Source organism: Pseudomonas faucium (genome assembly GCF_021602585.1).
Classification (GTDB): Bacteria; Pseudomonadota; Gammaproteobacteria; order Pseudomonadales; family Pseudomonadaceae; genus Aquipseudomonas; species Aquipseudomonas faucium.
This window is the reverse complement of the sequence record NZ_BQIP01000005.1, coordinates 41,493-61,450: the sequence shown is the minus strand read 5'-3', so window position 1 is coordinate 61,450 and position 19,958 is coordinate 41,493. Positions and strand designations below refer to the sequence as shown.

The window sequence follows — 19,958 nt, the reverse complement described above, 5'->3', positions numbered from 1 at the left end:
CCTCAGTGCTTCACCCCAAAACCTGCTGCTTGAACCGCAACCGCCACCCATGCAGCAGCGGCTCGGTATACCCGCTCGGCTGCTGCCGCCCCTCGAACACCAGCGCCTGCGCCGCCCGGTACGCATACGACCCGGCAAAGTCCCCGGCCATCGGCCGATAAGCCGCATCGCCGGCATTCTGCTGGTCGACCACCTTGGCCATCCGCTGCAGCGTCGCCTCTACCTGATCTGCCGTCACCACCCCATGCAGCAACCAGTTGGCGATGTGCTGGGCGGAGATGCGCAGGGTGGCGCGGTCTTCCATCAGGCCCACGTCATGGATATCGGGCACCTTGGAGCAGCCCACCCCTTGCTCCACCCAGCGCACCACGTAGCCCAGGATGCCCTGGCAGTTGTTGTCCAGCTCGGCCTGGATGTCCGCTGCACTCCACGGCCGGTCCGGGCTGACCGGGATGCTCAGCAGGCCATGCAGCAACGCCTCGCGCTCGGCGGCCGGGTCGGCCTGCTCCAGGGCCTGCTGCACCGCCGCCACATCCACCTGGTGGTAGTGCAGCGCATGCAGGGTCGCGGCCGTGGGCGAGGGCACCCAGGCGGTGTTGGCGCCGGCCTTGGGCTGGGCGATTTTCTGCTCGAGCATGGCGGCCATCAGGTCGGGCATGGCCCACATGCCTTTGCCGATCTGCGCCTTGCCGCGCAGGCCGCAGGCCAGGCCCACCAGCACGTTGTTGCGTTCGTAGGCCTGGATCCAGGCGCTGTGCTTCATGTCGCCCTTGCGCAGCATGGCGCCAGCCTGCATGGCGCTGTGCATCTCGTCGCCGGTACGGTCGAGAAAGCCCGTGTTGATGAACACCACCCGCGCCGAGGCACTGGCGATGCACGCCTGCAGGTTGATACTGGTGCGCCGCTCTTCGTCCATGATGCCCATCTTCAGGGTATGGCGTGGCAGGCCCAGCAAGTCTTCGACGCGGCCGAACAGCTGGTCGGCGAAGGCCACTTCGGCCGGGCCGTGCATCTTCGGCTTGACGATGTACAGGCTGCCCTGGCGCGAATTGCCGCGGCGCTTGAGGTCGTGCAGGCCGATCAGGCTGGTGACCACCGCGTCGAGAATGCCTTCGGGGATTTCGTGGCCGTCACGGTCGTGGATCGCCGGGTTGGTCATCAGGTGGCCGACGTTGCGGATGAACAGCAGCGAGCGCCCCGGCAGGGTCAGTGGCTGGCCATCGCTACCCTGGTACTGGCGGTCCTCGGCCAGCGCCCGGGTGAAGGTCTTGCCGCCTTTGCTGACCTGCTCGCTGAGGTCACCCTTCATCAGGCCCAGCCAGTTGCGGTAGACGTTGACCTTGTCCTCGGCATCCACGGCCGCCACCGAGTCTTCGCAGTCGATGATGGTGGTCAGCGCGGCCTCCATGAGGATGTCCTTGACCCCGGCCAGGTCGCTTTGGCCGATCGCGCTGCTGGCGTTGATCTGGATTTCGAAGTGCAGCCGGTGGTGTTGCAGGAGGATGGCGGTGGGCTGCTTCGGCTCGCCCTGGTAACCGCGCAATTGCGCAGCGCTTTGCAGGCCGACCTGGCGGCCATCCTTGAGCGTGGCGCGCAGTGCGCCTTGCTCGATCGCATAGGCCGCGACATCGGCATGGGAAGCGCCCGCCAGCGGCGCGGCCTGGTCGAGGAACTGCCGCCCGAAGGCGATCACCTTGGCACCGCGGCGCGGGTTGTAGCCTTGCCCGCGCTCGGCGCCGTCGCTGTCGGCGATCGCGTCGGTGCCGTACAGCGCGTCATACAACGAACCCCAGCGGGCGTTGGCGGCATTGAGGGCATAGCGGGCGTTGCTCAGCGGTACCACCAGCTGCGGGCCGGCCTGCTCGGCGATTTCGCGGTCGACGTTGGCGGTGCTGATTTGCACGCCTTCGGGGCTGTCGACCAGGTAGCCGATGCTGCGCAGGAAGGCTTGGTAGGCGGGCATGTCGGCGATTGGCCCGGGGTGCTGGCGATGCCAGCTGTCCAGCTCGGTTTGCAGACGTTCGCGTTCGGCCAGCAGTTCACGGTTGCGCGGAGCGAGGTCGTGGACCAGGCTGGCGAAGCCTTGCCAGAAGGCAGTGGCGTCGATACTCGTGCCGGGCAGCACTTCCTCTTCGATGAAGCGCTGCAGAATGGGGGCGACCTTGAGTGGGTTCATGGGTGTCTCGCTGTTCATGTTCATTTTAAAAAAAAGGCCGGCACTGCCGATCACAAAGCCCCGGCACCCGCCTTGGCCACCTGGGCATCCTGCTCGGGCTTGACCCCGGACACGCCGATGGCGCCGACCACCTGGCCATCGATGCGCAGGGGCACGCCGCCTTCCAGGCTGGTGAGCAGCGGGGCGGTGACGAACGCGGTGCGCCCGTTGTTGACCATCTGTTCGTAATCGCGGGTTTCCTTGCGCCCGAGCGCGGCGCTGCGGGCCTTTTCCACGGCGATGTAGGCGCTGGCCGGGGCGCAGCCGTCCAGGCGCAGCAGGCCCAGCGGGTGGCCACCGTCGTCGACCACGGCGATGGTCACGCTCCACGTTTGCGCCTCGGCCTCCTGGCGGGCGGCGGCGATTACCCGGGCCACCTCGTCCTGGCCGATCACGGGCTTGTTATGCATGGCGGTTCTCCTGGTTCAAGGCTGCTTCGACGATTTCGACCCAGTGCCGCACCGGCGTGCGCCCGGCACCGCCCAGGTGGGTCTGGCAGCCGATGTTGGCGGTGGCGATCACTTGCGGTTTGCCGCTTTCCAGCGCGTTCAGGCGGTTGTCGCGCAACTGCCGCGACAGCGCCGGCTGGGTCAGCGAATAGGTGCCGGCGGAGCCGCAGCACAGATGCCCGTCCGGCACTGCGGTGAGGGTGAAGCCCAGGCGCGTCAGCAGGTTCTCGACCTGGCCGCCGAGCTTGAGGGCATGTTGCAGGGTGCACGGGCAGTGGAAGGCCAGGCGCTGCTCGGCGCACAGGCCCAGTTGTTCGACCGGCTCGTCGCGCAGCACTTCCACCAGGTCGCGTGACAGCGCGCTGACACGAGCGGCCTTGGCGGCGTAGTGCGGGTCGTTTTCCAGCAGGTGGCCATAGTCGCGCACGAAGGCGCCGCAACCGCTGGCGGTCTGCACGATGGCCTCGGCCCCGGCCTCGATCGCCGGCCACCAGGCGTCGATGTTGCGCCTTGCACGTTGCAGGCCCTGCGTCTGGGCATTGAGGTGGTAGTCCACCGCGCCGCAGCAGCCCGCTTCGCGCGCAGGCTCCACGCTGATGCCCAGCCGGTCCAGCAGGCGCGCCGCCGCGGCATTGGTGTTGGGCGACAGGGCAGGTTGCACGCAGCCTTCGAGCAGCAGCACCCGGCGTGGGTGGCGCGGCGTCGGGCGTTCGCCGGGGGTTGCCACCTGGGCCGGCAGCTTGTTCTTCAGGGTGGCCGGTAGCACCGGGCGCAGGGCTTGCCCGGTGCGGGCCAGGGCCTTGAACAACGCCGGGCGCGGGACCACGGCGCGCAGGCCCTGGCGCAGCAGGCGCTGGCCGAGCGGGCGGGTCACCTGCTGCTCGACCACGGCGCGGCCGATGTCCAGCAGGTCATGGTATTTCACCCCCGACGGGCAGGTGGTTTCGCAGTTGCGGCAACTCAGGCAGCGGTCCAGGTGCAGTTGCGTGCTGGCGCTGACCGGCGCGCCTTCGAGCACCTGCTTGATCAGGTAGATGCGCCCGCGCGGCCCGTCCAGCTCATCGCCGAGCAGCTGGTAGGTGGGGCAGGTGGCGGTGCAGAAGCCGCAGTGCACGCAGCTGCGCAGGATGCTTTCGGCCTCCTCGGCTCGGGCCAGGCCCTTGGCGCTATCGCTCAGGTTGGTTTGCATGGCGGGGCCTCACAGGTCGGGGTACAAGCGGCCAGGGTTGAATAGGCCCTGGGGGTCCAGTTGCTGCTTGAGCGCGCGGTGGTAGCGCATCAGCGCGGCGGGCAGGGGGGCGCTGCTGGCCTCGCCCGGGGCATAGCCGGTGGCGTGGCCGCCGGCCTTGGCCACCTGCTCGCGGATGTGCTGCGCCGGCGCGTTCGCTTTCAGCCAGCGCTGTGCACCGCCCCAGTCGATCAGTTGCTGGCCGGGCAGGTCCAGCTCGGCCGTGGCGATGGGCAGCGACAGCCGCCACAGTGGCGCCGGGTCAGCAAAAAAGGCCAGGCGCTGTTCACGCAGGTCACTCCAGAAGCGACTGTCGAGCACCTCGCCACCCAGGCGCTGGCGGGCCGATTGCACCGAGCCTTCGCCGCCTTCCAGGCGCAGGTAGAGGGCTTGGCCGTCGTGGCAGGCGGCGCTGATCGGCAACGGCTGCTGGCCCCATTCAGCGAGTTCGGCCAGGGCGTGGTGGCGGTCCATTTCCAGGCGCAGGCTCAGGCATTGGCGGGGGCGTGGCAGCACCTTGAGCGACACCTCGGTCAGCAGCCCGAGGCAGCCGAAGCTGCCGGCCATCAAGCGCGACACGTCGTAGCCGGCGACGTTCTTCATCACCTCGCCGCCAAAGCGCAGCAGCTTGCCGTGGCCGGTGATGACCCGCGTGCCCAGCACATAATCGCGCACCGCGCCGGCCCAGGGCCGGCGTGGCCCGGACAACCCCGCCGCCACCATGCCGCCAAGGGTCGCCTCGGGGCCCAGGTGCGGTGGCTCGCAAGGCAGCATCTGCCCGGCCTCGTGCAGGGCTGCCTCGATCTCCAGCAACGGCGTGCCGGCGCGGGCGGTGAGCACCAGTTCGGTGGGGTCGTAGCTGACGATGCCGCGGTGGCGGCGGGTATCGACCACTTCGCCGGCCACCGGGCAGCCGAGCATGGCCTTGCTGTTGCTGCCCTGGATGCGCAGTGGCGTGCCCAGGTTCAGGGCCTGGTTGACCTGCTCCAGCAGGTCCTGGCTGATGTCGCGGTCCAGGCTCATCAGAAGCGCTCCAGTTCGGGGAAGGGCAGCTGCCCGTGGTGCACGTGCAGGGCGCCGAATTCGGCGCAGCGGTGCAGGGTGGGGATGTTCTTGCCCGGGTTGAGCAGCCCTTGCGGATCGAAGGCGGCCTTCACGGCATGGAACAGGGTGATTTCGTCGCTGTTGAACTGGGCGCACATCTGGTTGATCTTCTCGCGCCCCACGCCGTGCTCGCCGGTGATGCTGCCGCCCACCGCCACGCACAGTTCGAGGATGCGCCCACCGATGGCTTCGGCGCGCTCCAGCTCGCCGGGCAGGTTGGCATCGAACAGGATCAGCGGGTGCATGTTGCCGTCGCCGGCGTGGAACACGTTGGCCACGCGCAGGCCGTATTCCTCGGAAAGCGCGCTGATGCCCTTGAGCACCCGTGGCAGCTCGCGGCGCGGGATGGTGCCATCCATGCAGTAGTAGTCCGGCGAAATCCGCCCCACCGCCGGGAAGGCGTTCTTGCGCCCGGCCCAGAAGCGCACGCGTTCGGCTTCATCGCAGGCCAGGCGTACCTCGCGCGCGCCGGCCTGCTGCAGCACCGCCGCCACCCGCTCGCAATCGTCCTGCACGTCGGCCTCCACGCCATCGAGCTCGCACAGCAGGATGGCCGCGGCGTCCACCGGGTAGCCGGCGTGGATGAAGTCTTCGGCGGCGCGAATCGCCAGGTTGTCCATCATTTCCAGGCCGCCGGGGATGATGCCGGCGGCGATGATCTCGGCCACCGCCCGGCCGGCGTCCTCGACGCTGTCGAAGCTGGCCAGCAGCACCCGCGCCACCTGGGGCTTGGGCAGCAGTTTCACGGTCACTTCGGTGACGATGCCGAGCATGCCCTCGGAGCCGGTGAACAGTGCCAGCAGGTCGAAGCCCGGGCTGTCGAGGGCGTCGCTGCCCAGGGTCAGGCGTTCGCCTTCGACGCTGAGGATCTCGACCTTGAGCAGGTTGTGCACGGTCAGGCCGTACTTCAGGCAGTGCACGCCGCCCGCGTTTTCAGCGACGTTGCCGCCGATCGAGCAGGCGATCTGCGAGGAGGGGTCGGGTGCGTAGTACAGGCCAAAGGGCGCGGCGGCCTGGGAAATCGCCAGGTTGCGCACACCCGGCTGCACCCGGGCGAAACGGCCTTGGGGGTTGACCTCGAGAATGCGGTTGAAGCGCGCCATCACCAGCAGGATGCCTTTGGCCAGTGGCAGTGCACCGCCGGACAGCCCGGTGCCGGCGCCACGGGCCACCACCGGCACGCCGCGCTGGTGGCAGAGCTTGAGCAGCGTCTGCACCTGCTCCAGGCGCTCGGGCAGCACCACCAGCATTGGCACTGTGCGGTAGGCGGAGAGGCCATCGCACTCGTAGGGCTTGAGGTCTTCTGCGCGGTGCAGAATTTCAAGATCTGGCAGGGCATCACGCAGCGCCTGCAGCAAACTCGGCAGGTCCACGGCCGGCAACGCACCGTCGACGCGTTCGTCGTACAGAATGTTCATGGGCTCACTCGATTCTTGTTGTTGTTTGCCTCTGCTTGCAGCCTGCGCCGGGGTTAGCTGCCAGGTCGAGAGGATTGGTAACTGGTCCTACCAGTTTCTCGATATGACGCTATTCATTCGCGGCATTGAACGGCTACATTGGGAGGCATTGCAGCAGTGGTCCTACCAGTTGGAGAGTGCTGATGGGTGCGCAAGGCAAAGCCAAGGTCGCGGACCAGGTGGCCGAACGGGTCGAACGGCTGATCGTCGAAGGCGTGCTGAAGGTGGGCCAGGCATTGCCATCGGAGCGGCGCCTGGTGGACAAACTCGGCTGCTCGCGCTCGGCGTTGCGCGAGGGCCTGCGCATCCTGCGCGGGCGCGGCATCATCGACACCGAGCAAGGGCGCGGTTCGTTCGTCGCCGACCTGACCGGGCAGCCGGGCGCCACGCCGCTGATGCACCTGTTCAGCTCGCAACCGCGCACGCTGTTCGACCTGCTCGAAGTGCGCGCCTTGCTCGAAGCCGAATCGGCGCGCCTGGCAGCGTTGCGCGCCACCGACGTGGACCGGCTACTGATCCGCCGGCGCTACGAAGACATGCTCGCGGCCCATGCCGCAGGCGAGGCGCTGGACCCACGCGAGCATGCCCGGCGCGACCACGCGTTCCACCGGGCGATCAGCGAGGCCTCGCACAACCCGGTGCTGGTGCACACCTTGCAGTCGCTCAGCGACCTGACCTTGAGCACGGTGTTCGCGTCGGTGAACAACCTGTATTGCCGGCCACCGCAGAAGCGCCAGATCGATCGCCAGCATGCCCGCTTATATCACGCGGTGATGGAGCAGTTGCCCGAGCAGGCGCAGCGCGCGGCGCGCGAGCACATCAACGGCATTCGCGACAGCCTGCGCGAGATCGAGCAGGAAGAGCAGCGCCTGGTGCGGGCAACGATGCGCATGGACGGGTGGGGCTGAAGGGCCCTATCGCGGGCTACATTTGTGGGAGCCGGCTTGCCGGCGATAGGGCCCACCCAGGCACTGCATCATTTGGCCAGGTGCTGAATCATCGCCACCGTCAGATACAGCCGCGGCGCAATGCTGGCCAGTTCGATGTACTCATCATCACCATGCAACCCAGCCCCTACCACGCCCATGGTTTCCAGCACCGCCGGCTTGTCGCTGCCCGGCACATAGGCATAGCCGGCATCGGTGCCGAAGCGCATGGCGATCGGCTCGATCTTGTGGCCAACCTCGCCATACAGCTGCTGCGCCGTTTGCGCGAGCTTGGTCGAGGCCTCGTTGCGCGCCAGGGGCGGGCGGCCCTTTTCCACGGTGACCGTGGCCTGGGTATCGGCCACCAGCGGCGTCTTCACGATGCGCTGGGCATCGGCCTGCACCCGCTCGGTTTCGCTTAGGTCCGAATAGCGCATGTCGGCTTCGGCCGTGGCCAATGCCGGGATGATATTGGCCTTTTCACCCGCCTTGGCCAGGGTCCAGTTCACCGTGGTGCCTTTGCTCGCATCGCCCAGGTCCTTGAGCTGGAGAATCTGGTGGGCCAGTTCGGTCAGGGCGTTGCGGCCTTCCTCGGGCGCGGAGCCGGCGTGGGAGGCGCGGCCCTTGACCTCGAGCTTGAGGCGGTTGATGCCATTGGTGGCGACGGTGACCGCGTCCTTGTCAGGTGGCTCGTAGGAGAACACGTAGTCATGCTTGCGGGCCAACTCGGCAATGATCTGCCGGGAGCCCGCCGAGCCCATTTCCTCGTCCGGGTTGAACAGCACGGTCAGGGTGCGGTAACCCTTGAATTGTTGGTCCTGCAATAGCTTCACCGCGTGCAGGATCATCGCCACCCCGCCCTTGGCGTCGGCAACCCCCGGGCCATAGGCGCGCGGGCCGTCGACCCGGAAGGGGCGCTTGGCCACGGTGCCGGGGACGAACACCGTGTCGTAGTGCACCATCAGCAGGAAGTCCTTGCTGCCCGTGCCCTTGAAGGTGCCGACGATGTTGTCGCCCACCGAAGGCGTGGCAGGGTGGGTCTGCACCTCGGCGCCCAGGGCCTTGAGGCGCTTGACCAGCTCGGCGCTGACCTGGGTCAGGCCAGGCTCGGTGCCGGTGCCGGTATCCACCGAGACCAGCGCCTTGAGGGTGTCCAGGTAGGCCGGCTGCTCACCTTGGGCCTGCTTGAGCAAGGCTTCGGGGGAGGCGTCGGCGGCATTTGCCTGGCTACAGGCGAGCAACAGCGCCATGGCGATGGCGTGGGGAGGGCGGAGCAATGGCATGTAGTCTTCCTTGTTTTACGTGAACGGCCGAGCCGGGTTCCTGGCTACAGCCGTGTGGGGCAATACCGTGTAGAAGATGGCGGCCCTTCGCGGGCGAGCCCGGCGCCTGCGCATGCAGCAGGCATAGGCTCGCCCGCGAGTGGGCCCTAGTGATTGGCCACCGGGTCTTCCTGGGAGAGGATGGCCTTGGCCAATTCTTCGTCGCTGGCCTGCAGGCCAGGGTGCTGCTTGCGCACTTGTTCCAGCGCCGATTCCACGTAGGCGCCACGGATGGCACCGTTGCTGGCGACGAACGCGGAAAGGTCGTCTCGGGCCGGGATGATCAGTTTGTGATCCTTGAAGGTCGAATACAGCGAGGCGGAAACGCCCGCTGAGGTGGCGACGTCGCCTGCATCGACGCCGGCCAGGGCAACACCGGCAGGCAACAACAGCAGCAGGGCAGGGGCGAGGATTATGCGGCGCATGTCGTGTTCTCCAGTAGCGTGAAGCCCAAAGGAAAGTACCACTCAGAATGTAAGAAAGCGGGACAGTGGTGGTAGTTCCCTAGGCATCTGCTCCCGGCAATGGATCGTGGCAGCCGTAGAGCCAGCCTATCGCCCCCCAATAGCCACTCTATTAGAAGTCTGCCCAAGCTCGACTAGTCTTTCCCCTGGCCCCGCAGCAAGTGCGTGCGCCCCCGTGTCGGAACGTGACCGACCAGACCTGATAAGGGGTAGGCATGAGCCCATGTGCTCGGCTGGAAAGAACACCTGGCATAGACCGGAAATCTGGATAACCGACCCAAAGGTAACCGCAGATGTCGAACGAATCGAAATGCCCGTTCCATCAAACCGCAGGTGGCGGCACCACCAACCGTGACTGGTGGCCTGACCAGCTCAACCTGAGAATCCTCCACCAGCATTCTGCCAAGTCCAGTCCCGACCCGGACTTCGACTACGCCAAGGCCTTCAAGAGCCTCGACTTCCAGGCCCTGAAGCGCGACCTCACCGCCCTGATGACCGACTCCCAGGACTGGTGGCCGGCCGACTTCGGCCACTACGGCCCGCTGTTCATCCGCATGGCCTGGCACAGCGCCGGCACCTATCGCATCGGCGACGGCCGCGGCGGCGCCGGCTCCGGCCAGCAGCGCTTCGCCCCGCTCAACAGCTGGCCCGACAACGTCAGCCTGGACAAGGCCCGGCGCCTGCTGTGGCCGATCAAGCAGAAGTACGGCAACAAGATCTCCTGGGCCGACCTGATCGTGCTCACCGGCAACGTCGCCCTGGAATCCATGGGCTTCAAGACCTTCGGCTTCTCCGGCGGGCGCGCCGACGTGTGGGAACCGGACGAAGACGTGTACTGGGGTTCGGAAAAGGTCTGGCTGGGCGGCGACACCCGCTATGGCAAGGACCAGGGCCCGACCGAAGCCCCCGGCCAGGGTGACCTGGTGGCCGAACCTGCCAAGCACGGCGAAGAACAGAGCCGTGACCTGCAGGCCGAGCGCAACCTGGAAAACCCACTGGCCGCCGTGCAGATGGGGCTGATCTACGTGAACCCCGAAGGCCCGGAAGGCAACCCCGACCCGGTGGCCTCGGGCAAGGACATCCGCGAAACCTTCGGCCGCATGGCCATGAACGACGAAGAGACCGTGGCGCTGATCGCCGGTGGCCACGCCTTCGGCAAGACCCACGGCGCCGGCCCCGCCGATAACGTCGGCGCCGAGCCGGAAGCGGCGGGCCTGGAGCAGCAGGGCCTGGGCTGGGCCAACAAGTTCGGCACCGGCAAGGGTGGCGACACCATCACCAGCGGCCTGGAAGTGACCTGGACCTCGACCCCGACGAAATGGAGCAACGAGTACCTCAACAACCTGTTCAACTTCGAGTGGGAACTGACCAAGAGCCCGGCCGGCGCCAACCAGTGGCGGCCGAAGGAGGGCAAGGGCGCCGGCACCGTGCCGGATGCCCATGACCCGGCCAAGAAGCATGCGCCGTCCATGCTCACCTCCGACCTGGCGCTGCGCTTCGACCCGATCTACGAGCCGATCGCCCGGCGCTTCAAGGACAACCCCGAGCAGCTGGCCGACGCCTTCGCCCGTGCCTGGTACAAGCTGATCCACCGCGACATGGGCCCGCTGGCGCGCTACCTGGGGCCGGAAATGCCCAACGAGGAACTGCTTTGGCAAGACCCCCTGCCCAAGGCCGACCAGCCAGCGCTGGGCGAGCAGGACATTGCCGCACTCAAGGCCAAGGTCCTGGCTTCGGGGCTCTCCGTTGGCGAGCTGGTGTCCACCGCCTGGGCCGCAGCCTCGACCTTCCGTGGCTCTGACAAGCGCGGTGGTGCCAATGGCGGACGCCTGCGCCTGGAGCCGCAGAAAGGTTGGGCGGCCAACCAGGGCACGGACAAGGTGCTAACGAAGTTGGAGGAAATCCGCGCCGAGGGTGGCAACAAGGTGTCCCTGGCCGATTTGATCGTGCTGGCCGGTACCGCCGCCGTGGAAAAGGCCGCCAAGGAGGCCGGCTTCACTGGCAGCGTGGGCTTCCGCCCGGGCCGTGTGGATGCCTCCCAGGCGCAGACCGATGTCGAGTCGTTCGCTGTGCTGGAGCCGCTGGCCGATGGTTTCCGCAACTTCAGCAAGGCCCGCTACAGCGTCAAGGCCGAGAAGCTGCTGCTGGACAAGGCGCAGTTGCTGACCCTGACCGCACCCGAGCTGACCGCACTGATCGGTGGCCTGCGCGTGCTGGGCGCCAACCATGGCGGCAGCAAGCACGGCGTGTTCACCGACAGGCCAGGCACCCTGAGCAACGACTTCTTCCGCAACCTGCTGGACATGGGCGTGGAGTGGAAGCCGACCTCGGCCGACAACGAAACCTTCGAAGGCCGTGACCGCAAGACCGGGCAGGTGAAATGGACGGGCAGCCGGGTCGACCTGGTGTTTGGCTCGCATGCGCAGTTGCGGGCGTTGAGCGAGGTGTATGGCAGCAGCGATGGCCAGGACAAGTTCGTCAGGGACTTCGTGGCGGCTTGGGTGAAAGTGATGGAGCTGGATCGGTTTGATCTGAAGTAACTGTGCATCAGGGCTGCCTTGCAGCCCAATCGCCGGCAAGCCGGCTCCCACATTGACCATGGTGCGGTCCCTGTGGGAGCCGGCTTGCCGGCGATTGGGCAGCGCAGCTGCCCCGCCTTCGGTGCCATCGCGCCAATTCCAGGTCGGATAGATACAAAAGCGTCCTCGTTGGTTCTGTTGCAATGCTTCCCAGGCGGCCGGCCTGAACAGCGTGCTCACAACGACAAGGAACACCGACCATGCAAATGCCCCAGACCCTGAAGATCCGCAACGGCGACAAGGTCAAGCCGACCTTTTCCGCACAGGAATACGCCGCCCGCCATGCCCGCCTGCGGGCCTACATGGCCGAGCAGGACATCGAAGCGGCGATCTTCACCTCCTACCACAACGTCAACTACTACAGCGACTTCCTCTACTGCTCGTTCGGCCGCCCCTACGCCCTGGTGGTGACCCAGGACAAGGTGGTCTCGATCAGCGCCAACATCGACGGTGGCCAGCCCTGGCGGCGCACGGTCGGTACCGACAACATCGTCTACACCGACTGGCAGCGCGACAACTACTTCGTCGCCATCCAGCAGGCACTGCCGCTGGCCTCGCGCATCGGCGTCGAATTCGACCACCTGAACCTGCAGAACCACAGCAAGCTCGCGGCCTGCTACCCACGGGCCGAGCTGCTGGACATCGGCGCGCCGTGCATGCGCATGCGCATGATCAAATCTGCCGAGGAGCAGGCGTTGATCCGCCACGGCGCCCGCGTTGCCGATATCGGCGGCGCGGCGGTGGTCGAGGCGCTGCGTGACCAGGTGCCGGAGTACGAGGTGGCGTTGCATGCCACCCAGGCGATGGTCCGTGAAATCGCCCGCAGCTTCCCCGACGGCGAACTGATGGACACCTGGACCTGGTTCCAGTCCGGCCTCAACACCGACGGCGCGCACAACCCGGTCACCAGCCGCAAGGTCAACAAGGGCGACATCCTCAGCCTCAACTGCTTCCCGATGATCGCCGGCTACTACACCGCCCTTGAGCGCACGCTGTTCCTCGACCACTGCCCGGACGACCACCTGCGCCTGTGGCAGGCCAACGTCGAGGTGCACGAGGCGGGGCTCAAGCTGGTGCGCCCGGGCATGCGCTGCAGCGACATCGCCCGCGAGCTGAACGAGATCTTCCTGCGCCACGACCTGCTGCAGTACCGCACCTTCGGCTACGGCCACTCGTTCGGCACCCTCAGCCACTACTACGGCCGCGAGGCGGGGCTGGAGCTGCGCGAGGACATCGACACGGTGCTGGAGCCGGGCATGGTGGTGTCGATCGAGCCGATGATCATGCTGCCCGAAGGGCGGCCGGGGGCGGGCGGCTACCGCGAGCACGACATCCTCATCGTCAACGAGACGGGCGCCGAGAACATCACCCAGTTCCCGTATGGCCCGGAGCACAACATCATCCGCAAATAAGCCGCGGTGCGGTGCCGGTCTCGTTGTGCGAGGCCGGCACAGACATAACAAGAAACCACCGAATGACCACCAGACCCTGCCTCCAATTAGAACAATCAGAGGGTACCCGTCATGTCCAGCACCACCCTTAACGCTCCCACCCTCGAAGGCGCCACCCCGAGCGCCGAACGCCAGGCCTTGCGCAAGGCCGCCCGGGCCAGCTTCATGGGCAACTTCGTCGAATGGTTCGACTACGCCGCCTACGGCTACCTCGCCACCATCATCGCCGCCACCTTCTTCCCGCAAACCGACAAGACCACCGGCCTTCTGGCGACGTTCGCGGTGTTCGCCCTGTCATTTCTGGTCCGCCCCCTGGGCGGCGTGGTCTGGGGCCACTTCGGCGACCGCCATGGCCGGCGCAACGCGCTGTCGCTGTCGATCCTGATCATGTCGATCTCGACCTTCTGCATCGGCCTGTTGCCTGGCCATGCGCAGATCGGCCTGTGGGCCCCGTGCCTGTTGTTGCTGATCCGCCTGGTGCAGGGCTTTTCCGCCTCGGGCGAGTATGCTGGCGCCTCGGCGTTTCTCGCCGAATACGCGCCGCCCGGGCGGCGTGGCCTGTACACCAGCATCGTGCCGGCGAGCACGGCGGCGGGGCTGTTGTTCGGCGCGGCGTTCGTCGCCGTGCTGCATGAACTGCTCAGCAGCGAAGACCTGCACAGCTGGGGCTGGCGCCTGCCGTTCCTGTTGGCCGCGCCGTTCGGCCTGGTCGGGCGCTACATCCGCATGAGCCTGCAGGACACGCCGAAGTTCCTGGAGATGGAGCAGCGCCTGGAAAGCAAGGCGTGCATGACCCCGGCACCAATCCGCGAACTGCTGGCCCGGCACCGCCGCAGCCTGGGCATCGGCATTGGCGTCACCTGCCTCAATGCCGTGGCCTTCTACCTGCTGCTCAGCTACATGCCCACCTACCTGTCGACCGAAATGGGCATGAGCGAGCGCGACTCGTTCATTGCCTCGACGGTGTCGCTGGCCACCTATATCGGCCTGATCTTCCTGATGGGGCGGCTGTCGGACCAGTTCGGGCGCAAGACCATGCTGGTGATCGCCTCGCTACTGTTCCTGGGGCTGACCGTGCCGCTGTTCAAGTTGCTCGATGGGCAGCCGCTGCTGGTGATCCTGGCCATCCAGATCCTGTTCGGCGCGATGCTGGCGATGAACGACGGCACCTTGCCGTGCCTGCTGGCGGAGATCTTCCCGACCCGGGTGCGTTTCAGCGGCTTCGCCTTGAGCTTCAACCTGGCCAATGCCTTGTTTGGCGGCACGGCGCCGTTCATCGCCACCTGGCTGATCCAGGCCACCGGCAGCAAGCTGGCGCCGGCGGGGTACCTGCTGGCGGCGGCCCTGGTGGCGCTGGTGGCGATGTTGATGTGCCGGGAGACGGCGCATGGGGCATTGAAGGACTGAGCCAGTACTGGCCCCATCGCCGGCAAGCCGGCTCCCACATCGATCTTCAGGGTTGACCCGATCGGTGTGGGGGCCGGCTTGCCGGCGATAGGGCCCGCGCAATCAGTGCAAGGACGCCTGGCGCCGCTCCCCCAGAGGCGACAAGCCGAAGAACCGGCTGTAACTCTTGGAAAAGTGCGCCGGCGAGCTGAACCCGCACGCCAGCGCCACCTCGCGCACCTGCACATCGCTGCGCAGCAGCAGCTCCCGCGCCCGCGAAAGGCGCAGCTCCAGGTAGTACTGGCTGGGCGTGCGCTGCAGGTACTTGTGGAACAGGCGCTCCAGCTGGCGCACGGTCACTTCGTTGAGGCTGGCCAGCTCTTCGAGCCCCAAAGGCTCCTCCAGGTTGGCCTCCATGATCGCCACCACCTGGCTCAACTTCGGCTGGGCGCTGCCCAGCAAGGTGCGCAGCGGCACCCGCTGGCGCTCGCGCTCGCCACGCATGCGGTCGCACAGCAGCAGCTCGGCGGCCTTGGCGGCGATGTCCTGGCCGCCGGCCTCGCGGGCCACCAGCTGCAGCATCATGTCCATGGCCGCCACGCCGCCGGAGCAGGTGTAGCGGTCGCGGTCCAGTTCGAACAGCTGGCTGGAGATGACGATGCCGGGAAAGTGCTCCTGCAACGCCTGGATGTCCTCCCAGTGGATGGTGCAGCGGTAGCCCTTGAGCAGGTCGGCCTTGGCCAGCAGGTAGCTGCCGGTGCAGATACCGCCCAGCGGCACCTGCTGGCGGGCCAGCTGGCGCAGCCAGTCGGTCAGTGGCCGGGTGCCGCGGCTGCGGTCGATCGGGTTGGCGCCCACCACGAACAAGGCATCCAGCGCCGGGGCGTCGGCGATGCCGTGGTCGGGCAAGATGCGCATGCCATTGCTGGCCATCACCGGCGCCTGGCTGGTGGACAGCAGCACGGTGCGGTACAAGGTGCGCCGGGCGGCCAGGTTGGCCATGCGCAGGGTCTCGACCGCCGAGGCCAGGCCGATGGTGGTGAAATTGGGCAAAACCAGAAAACCGAAGGTCTTGGTGCGCGAAGGCGTTAGGATGGCAGAAGCGGGGTGGACCATTGCGATCTTCCTGTGCAAGCTGAGGCTGAATTCGTCAGGGGCAGTGGGAAAACAGGCCTCGCATGTTTCTTGTTGTTATGGGTCGTTGCCGGGTCGATCTTACACCCCGCAGGCAGCGGCCAGGAATGGACCTGATTGCAGACAGAAGGTGACCCTACGTGAACCCCGATTCCATGCTGGCGGCGCTGCCAGGCTTCGCCATCGCCCCGGACGCGATCCAGGTGCTGCCCGACGCCGCGGCCTACCGCACATGCCTGCTCGAGCGGATTGCCGCCGCGACCCGGCGCATCGTCATCGTCGCGCTGTACCTGCAGGAAGACGAGGCCGGGCAGGAAGTGCTCGATGCCCTGTACCAGGCCAAGGCCGCCCGGCCGCAGCTGGAAATCGTCGTGGTGGTCGACTGGTTCCGCGCCCGCCGTGGCCTCTTGGGCGCCGGGCGCCAGCCGGGCAACGCCGCCTGGTACCAGGCCCAGCGCCAATTGCGCGGGCTGGACGTGGCGATCCACGGGGTGCCGGTGCAAACCCGCGAGCTGTTCGGCGTGCTGCACCTTAAAGGCAGCGTCATCGACGACTGCGTGATCTACACCGGCGCGAGCCTCAACAACGTCTACCTGCACCGCTTCGACCGCTACCGCCTGGACCGCTACCACCTGTTCCACAGCGCGCCGCTGGCCGATGCCATGGTCGGCCTGGTGCAGCGCCTGCTGCACGACACCGCCACGCCGCGCCTGGACCTGCCCGAGCCACCTTCCACGCGCAACCTGCGTGGCGACATCCGCCGGCTGCGCGCACGCCTGCGGCGCATGGCCTATGACGCCCCGGCGCCTGTGCCAGGGCAGGGCCTGCGGGTGGTGCCACTGCTGGGCGTGGGCCGCGGCAACCCGCTCAACCGGGCCGTCTGTGCGCTGCTGGCGGCGGCGCGTACGCAGATGGTCATCAGCACGCCGTACTTCAACCCGCCGCGGGTGGTGATGCGCGAGCTGGACCACGCCCTGGATCGCGGCGTGCAGGTCGAACTGATCGTCGGCGACCGTACCGCCAACGACTTCTATATCGCCCCGGGCGAGCCGTTCAGTGCCAGCGGCGCGTTGCCGTACCTCTATGAGGACAACTTGCGCGCCTTCGCCCGTCGCCGCCACGCGGCCATCACCAGCGGGCAGCTGGTGGTGCGCATCTGGAACGACCCGGGCCACACCTTCCATGCCAAGGGGATATGGGTCGACCAGCGTTATTCGCTGCTCACCGGCAACAACCTCAACCCCCGTGGCTTCAACCTGGACCTGGAAAACGGCCTGCTGATCGATGACCCAGAGGGCCAGTGGCTGGCGCCGCGCGCCGAGGAGCTCGAGGGCATCCGCCGGCATGCACCGCAGATCGCCTCGGCCCACGACCTGGGGGTGAAGGCCGAGCATCCCAAGGAAGTGCGCAAGTTCCTTCGACGCTTGCGCTACAGCCGCCTGGAGCCATTGATCAAACGGGTACTTTGAAGCGTTTCACCTCTCTGAAAAGTCATGGCAAAGGAATACAATCTGGCGTTTTCCACGTTAACCAGATAGGCCAAACCCTTCATGGCGCTCGACCCACCCACGATGCTGACCATCACCATCGCCCTGGCAGCCGCCGCTGCCCTGTACCTGGCGATCGAATGGCGCAGTGTCCGCGAACCCTCGCTGCTGTTCTGGAGCGCAGGGTTCGCCACCATTACCGTCGGTTCGACCCTGGCCCTGCTGCGCGGCATCGGCCTGTTGCTGATCGGCATCTGGTTCGCCAACGGCTTGCTGGTGGTGGCACACGGGTTTTTCCTGATGGGCGTGTTGCGCTTTACCCAGGCGCGCTTGTCACGGGCCTGGCTGCTGATCGTGCCGGTGTGGTTCGCCTTGCTGCTGCTGCCGGCGGGGCCGCAGTGGTCCAAGGTCATGCTGATGGTCAACTCGCTCCTGGTGGCGCTGCTGACGCTCCAGGCCAGCTTCCTGCTGCGCCCGCACGGCAAGTCGTTGAGCGTGGGCGCGGTGCAGTTGCGCTATGTGCTGCTGATCCATGGCCTGTTCTATGTGGCCAAGGCGGTCATCGCGATCACCCCCGGCACCCTGATCGACCTGGCGACCTTTGGCGGCTTGATCATCCAGATTTCCCTGGTCGAAGGGGCGATGGCGATCATGCTGATCGCCTTGTCGATGACCGGTACCGTGCGTTACCGGCGCGAGGAACGTATCGCTCGCCTGGCTGCACGCGACCCCTTGACCGCGCTGTACAACCGCCGCGCCCTGGAAGTACGGGCCACGCACCTGTGCAAGGAAGTCAGCGCGGCCCGGCCTGGGGCGCTGCTGCTGATCGATATCGACAACTTCAAGCTGGTCAACGACCTGCATGGCCATGCCGCCGGCGACCGGCTGCTGGTGGCGCTGGCCGAGATGATCCGCGCGGTGCTGCCGGAACGCTCGCTGGCGGCGCGGCTGGGCGGGGATGAGTTCGTCATCTTGCTCAGCGATGCCAGCACCGAGCAGGTGGTGGCGCTGGGCGGGCAGTTGCGCCAGGCGTTCCAGGCCTTTGCCGAGCAGGCCGTGCCGACGCCGCAGGCGGTTACCTTGAGTATCGGTGCCAATGTGTTCGACCAGCCGCCGGCGAGCCTGGCGGCGTTGATCGAGCAGGGGGATGTGGCGCTGTATCAGTCCAAGCGCGGGGGGCGTGACAGCATTCGGCTGGTGGACCGCACGATGGTGAGTTCGGGCCGCTAGCGGGTTGGCCTCATCGCCGGCAAGCCGGCTCCCACAGGTACAGCGCAGCTTTCAATGTGGGAGCCGGCTTGCCGGCGATAGGGCTGCAAGGCAGCCCTCAAGACTCAGGTCACGACCTGATAGCAAGGCACATACGCAGCGCCACCGGGCAACTTCATCCGGTGCTGGTCGACAAACGCCTGCAACAGGCGCCCAAGCGGCTCCAGCACCGCACTGTCACCGCGGATCTGGTACGGCCCGTGTTCCTCGATCAGGCGGATACCCTTGTCCTTGACATTGCCCGCGACAATCCCGGAAAACGCCCGGCGCAGGTTGGCCGCCAGTTCATGCGGCGGCAGTTCGCGGCGCAATGCCAGTTCGGCCATGTTGGCGTGGGTCGGGTCGAACGGGTGCTGGAAGCCCTCGTCGATCTTCAGCAGCCAGTTGAAGTGGAAGGCGTCGTTGCGCTCGCGGCGGAACTGCTTGACCTCCTTGAGCCCCTCGACCATCTGCCGGGCCACTTCGGCCGGGTCGTCGATGATGATCTGGTAGTGGCGCTGGGCAGCCTCGCCCAGGGTGGCGCCGACGAAGGCATGCAGCTGCAGCAGGAACGGCTCGGCGCTGCGCGGCCCGGTGAGCACCACCGGGAAGGGCAGGTCACGGTTGTCCGGGTGCATGAGGATGCCCAGCAGGTAGAGGAATTCCTCGGCGGTGCCGGCGCCGCCGGGGAAGATGATGATGCCGTGGCCGACACGCACGAAGGCTTCCAGGCGCTTCTCGATGTCCGGCAGGATCACCAGTTCGTTGACGATCGGGTTGGGCGCCTCGGCGGCGATGATGCCCGGTTCGGTCAGGCCCAGGTAGCGGCTGCCGTGCATGCGCTGCTTGGCGTGGGCGATGGTTGCGCCCTTCATCGGGCCCTTCATCACGCCCGGGCCGCAGCCGGTGCAGATGTCCAGCTTGCGCAGGCCCAGTTCGTGGCCGACCTTCTTGGTGTACTGGTATTCCTCGGTGCTGATCGAGTGGCCGCCCCAGCACACCACCATCTTCGGCTCAACGCCCGGGCGCAGGGTGCGGGCGTTGCGCAGCAGGTGGAAGACGTAGTCGGTGATGCCCTGGGAGCTTTCCAGGTCGATGCGCTGGCTGGCCAGCTCGCTTTCGGTGTAGACGATGTCGCGCAGGGCGCTGAACAGCATTTCGCGGGTGCTGGCGATCATTTCGCCATCGACGAAGGCGTCCGCCGGAGCATTCAGCAGCTCCAGGCGCACGCCGCGGTCTTGTTGGTGGATGCGCACCTCGAAGTCCTTGTAGGCTTCGAGGATGGTCTTGGCATTGTCGACATGCGCGCCGGTGTTGAGGATGGCCAGGGCGCATTGGCGGAACAGGGTGTAGAGGCTACCGGTACCGACTTCGCTCAGTTGCTGGACTTCACGTTGCGACAGCGTCTCCAGGCTGCCTTTGGGGCTGACGGATGCATTGATGACATGGCGTTGGGGCATCTAAGTCTTTCCTGTGCAGGTAAAACATCCTTCTCTGTCACCACCATA

At 66.8% G+C, this 19,958-nt stretch carries 15 protein-coding genes; 6 read left to right on the top strand and 9 right to left on the bottom strand.

Annotated elements, in window-relative coordinates:
• Positions 1-10: 10 nt before the first annotated feature.
• From L6D75_RS08125 to glcD, 5 genes are read right to left on the bottom strand one after another with little or no spacing between them, the layout of a single operon-like run.
• Positions 11-2,194: a malate synthase G gene (locus L6D75_RS08125; protein WP_371871961.1), complete on the bottom strand. Its 2,184-nt coding sequence runs from the start codon at positions 2,192-2,194 to the stop codon at positions 11-13.
• Positions 2,195-2,226: 32 nt separating this feature from the next.
• Positions 2,227-2,625 (bottom strand): heme-binding protein, encoded by a 399-nt coding sequence (locus L6D75_RS08120; protein ID WP_176514996.1) that lies wholly within the window; start codon positions 2,623-2,625, stop codon positions 2,227-2,229.
• Positions 2,618-3,853, bottom strand: coding sequence for a glycolate oxidase subunit GlcF (gene glcF / locus L6D75_RS08115; protein ID WP_176514994.1), 1,236 nt, complete (start codon positions 3,851-3,853; stop codon positions 2,618-2,620). The genes L6D75_RS08120 and glcF overlap by 8 nt, the downstream gene beginning before the upstream one ends.
• Before the next feature lie 9 nt (positions 3,854-3,862).
• Entirely contained in the window at positions 3,863-4,915 is a 1,053-nt protein-coding gene (gene glcE / locus L6D75_RS08110; RefSeq protein ID WP_176514992.1) for a glycolate oxidase subunit GlcE, read from the bottom strand.
• Complete coding sequence (gene glcD / locus L6D75_RS08105) at positions 4,915-6,414, bottom strand: glycolate oxidase subunit GlcD (RefSeq protein WP_176514989.1); 1,500 nt, start codon at positions 6,412-6,414, stop codon at positions 4,915-4,917. Before glcD ends, glcE begins: the two co-directional genes overlap by 1 nt.
• A 182-nt stretch (positions 6,415-6,596) precedes the next feature.
• Between glcD and glcC the strand changes: the two genes are divergently transcribed.
• Positions 6,597-7,361, top strand: a complete 765-nt coding sequence (gene glcC / locus L6D75_RS08100) for a transcriptional regulator GlcC (RefSeq protein ID WP_176514987.1) — start codon at positions 6,597-6,599, stop codon at positions 7,359-7,361.
• Between the two features lie 68 nt (positions 7,362-7,429).
• On the opposite strand, the gene L6D75_RS08095 is transcribed toward glcC, so the two are convergent.
• Complete coding sequence (locus L6D75_RS08095; RefSeq protein ID WP_176514985.1) at positions 7,430-8,662, bottom strand: M20/M25/M40 family metallo-hydrolase; 1,233 nt, start codon at positions 8,660-8,662, stop codon at positions 7,430-7,432.
• 146 nt (positions 8,663-8,808) lie between these two features.
• Positions 8,809-9,126, bottom strand: a complete 318-nt coding sequence (locus tag L6D75_RS08090) for a DUF2388 domain-containing protein (protein ID WP_176514983.1) — start codon at positions 9,124-9,126, stop codon at positions 8,809-8,811.
• 332 nt (positions 9,127-9,458) lie between these two features.
• Between L6D75_RS08090 and katG the strand changes: the two genes are divergently transcribed.
• From katG to L6D75_RS08075, 3 genes are all read left to right on the top strand, one after another.
• A complete protein-coding gene (gene katG, locus L6D75_RS08085; RefSeq protein ID WP_176514981.1) occupies positions 9,459-11,705 on the top strand; it encodes a catalase/peroxidase HPI in 2,247 nt (748 codons plus the stop codon).
• Between the two features lie 239 nt (positions 11,706-11,944).
• Positions 11,945-13,156 (top strand): M24 family metallopeptidase, encoded by a 1,212-nt coding sequence (locus L6D75_RS08080; protein WP_176514980.1) that lies wholly within the window; start codon positions 11,945-11,947, stop codon positions 13,154-13,156.
• A gap of 111 nt (positions 13,157-13,267) precedes the next feature.
• A complete protein-coding gene (locus tag L6D75_RS08075; protein ID WP_176514978.1) occupies positions 13,268-14,602 on the top strand; it encodes an MFS transporter in 1,335 nt (444 codons plus the stop codon).
• A gap of 102 nt (positions 14,603-14,704) precedes the next feature.
• Here the strand turns inward: L6D75_RS08075 and L6D75_RS08070 are convergent, their stop codons facing one another.
• Positions 14,705-15,697, bottom strand: coding sequence for a GlxA family transcriptional regulator (locus tag L6D75_RS08070; protein WP_176514976.1), 993 nt, complete (start codon positions 15,695-15,697; stop codon positions 14,705-14,707).
• A 173-nt stretch (positions 15,698-15,870) separates the two neighbouring features.
• On the opposite strand from L6D75_RS08070, the gene pssA reads away from it, so the two are divergent.
• Together pssA and L6D75_RS08060 are read left to right on the top strand one after the other, a co-directional pair.
• Entirely contained in the window at positions 15,871-17,184 is a 1,314-nt protein-coding gene (gene pssA, locus L6D75_RS08065) for a CDP-diacylglycerol--serine O-phosphatidyltransferase (RefSeq protein WP_176515001.1), read from the top strand.
• Positions 17,185-17,265: 81 nt separating this feature from the next.
• Positions 17,266-18,432 (top strand): GGDEF domain-containing protein, encoded by a 1,167-nt coding sequence (locus tag L6D75_RS08060; RefSeq protein WP_176514974.1) that lies wholly within the window; start codon positions 17,266-17,268, stop codon positions 18,430-18,432.
• A gap of 104 nt (positions 18,433-18,536) precedes the next feature.
• On the opposite strand, the gene ppnN is transcribed toward L6D75_RS08060, so the two are convergent.
• Entirely contained in the window at positions 18,537-19,910 is a 1,374-nt protein-coding gene (gene ppnN / locus L6D75_RS08055; protein ID WP_176514972.1) for a nucleotide 5'-monophosphate nucleosidase PpnN, read from the bottom strand.
• Positions 19,911-19,958: the final 48 nt, after the last annotated feature.

Coding starts and splice junctions, on each gene's coding strand:
- L6D75_RS08125 (WP_371871961.1), bottom strand. CDS start 2,194: ATGAACAGCGAGACACCCATGAACCCACTCAAGGTCGCCCCCATTCTG.
- L6D75_RS08120 (WP_176514996.1), bottom strand. CDS start 2,625: ATGCATAACAAGCCCGTGATCGGCCAGGACGAGGTGGCCCGGGTAATC.
- glcF (WP_176514994.1), bottom strand. CDS start 3,853: ATGCAAACCAACCTGAGCGATAGCGCCAAGGGCCTGGCCCGAGCCGAG.
- glcE (WP_176514992.1), bottom strand. CDS start 4,915: ATGAGCCTGGACCGCGACATCAGCCAGGACCTGCTGGAGCAGGTCAAC.
- glcD (WP_176514989.1), bottom strand. CDS start 6,414: ATGAACATTCTGTACGACGAACGCGTCGACGGTGCGTTGCCGGCCGTG.
- glcC (WP_176514987.1), top strand. CDS start 6,597: ATGGGTGCGCAAGGCAAAGCCAAGGTCGCGGACCAGGTGGCCGAACGG.
- L6D75_RS08095 (WP_176514985.1), bottom strand. CDS start 8,662: ATGCCATTGCTCCGCCCTCCCCACGCCATCGCCATGGCGCTGTTGCTC.
- L6D75_RS08090 (WP_176514983.1), bottom strand. CDS start 9,126: ATGCGCCGCATAATCCTCGCCCCTGCCCTGCTGCTGTTGTTGCCTGCC.
- katG (WP_176514981.1), top strand. CDS start 9,459: ATGTCGAACGAATCGAAATGCCCGTTCCATCAAACCGCAGGTGGCGGC.
- L6D75_RS08080 (WP_176514980.1), top strand. CDS start 11,945: ATGCAAATGCCCCAGACCCTGAAGATCCGCAACGGCGACAAGGTCAAG.
- L6D75_RS08075 (WP_176514978.1), top strand. CDS start 13,268: ATGTCCAGCACCACCCTTAACGCTCCCACCCTCGAAGGCGCCACCCCG.
- L6D75_RS08070 (WP_176514976.1), bottom strand. CDS start 15,697: ATGGTCCACCCCGCTTCTGCCATCCTAACGCCTTCGCGCACCAAGACC.
- pssA (WP_176515001.1), top strand. CDS start 15,871: ATGCTGGCGGCGCTGCCAGGCTTCGCCATCGCCCCGGACGCGATCCAG.
- L6D75_RS08060 (WP_176514974.1), top strand. CDS start 17,266: ATGGCGCTCGACCCACCCACGATGCTGACCATCACCATCGCCCTGGCA.
- ppnN (WP_176514972.1), bottom strand. CDS start 19,910: ATGCCCCAACGCCATGTCATCAATGCATCCGTCAGCCCCAAAGGCAGC.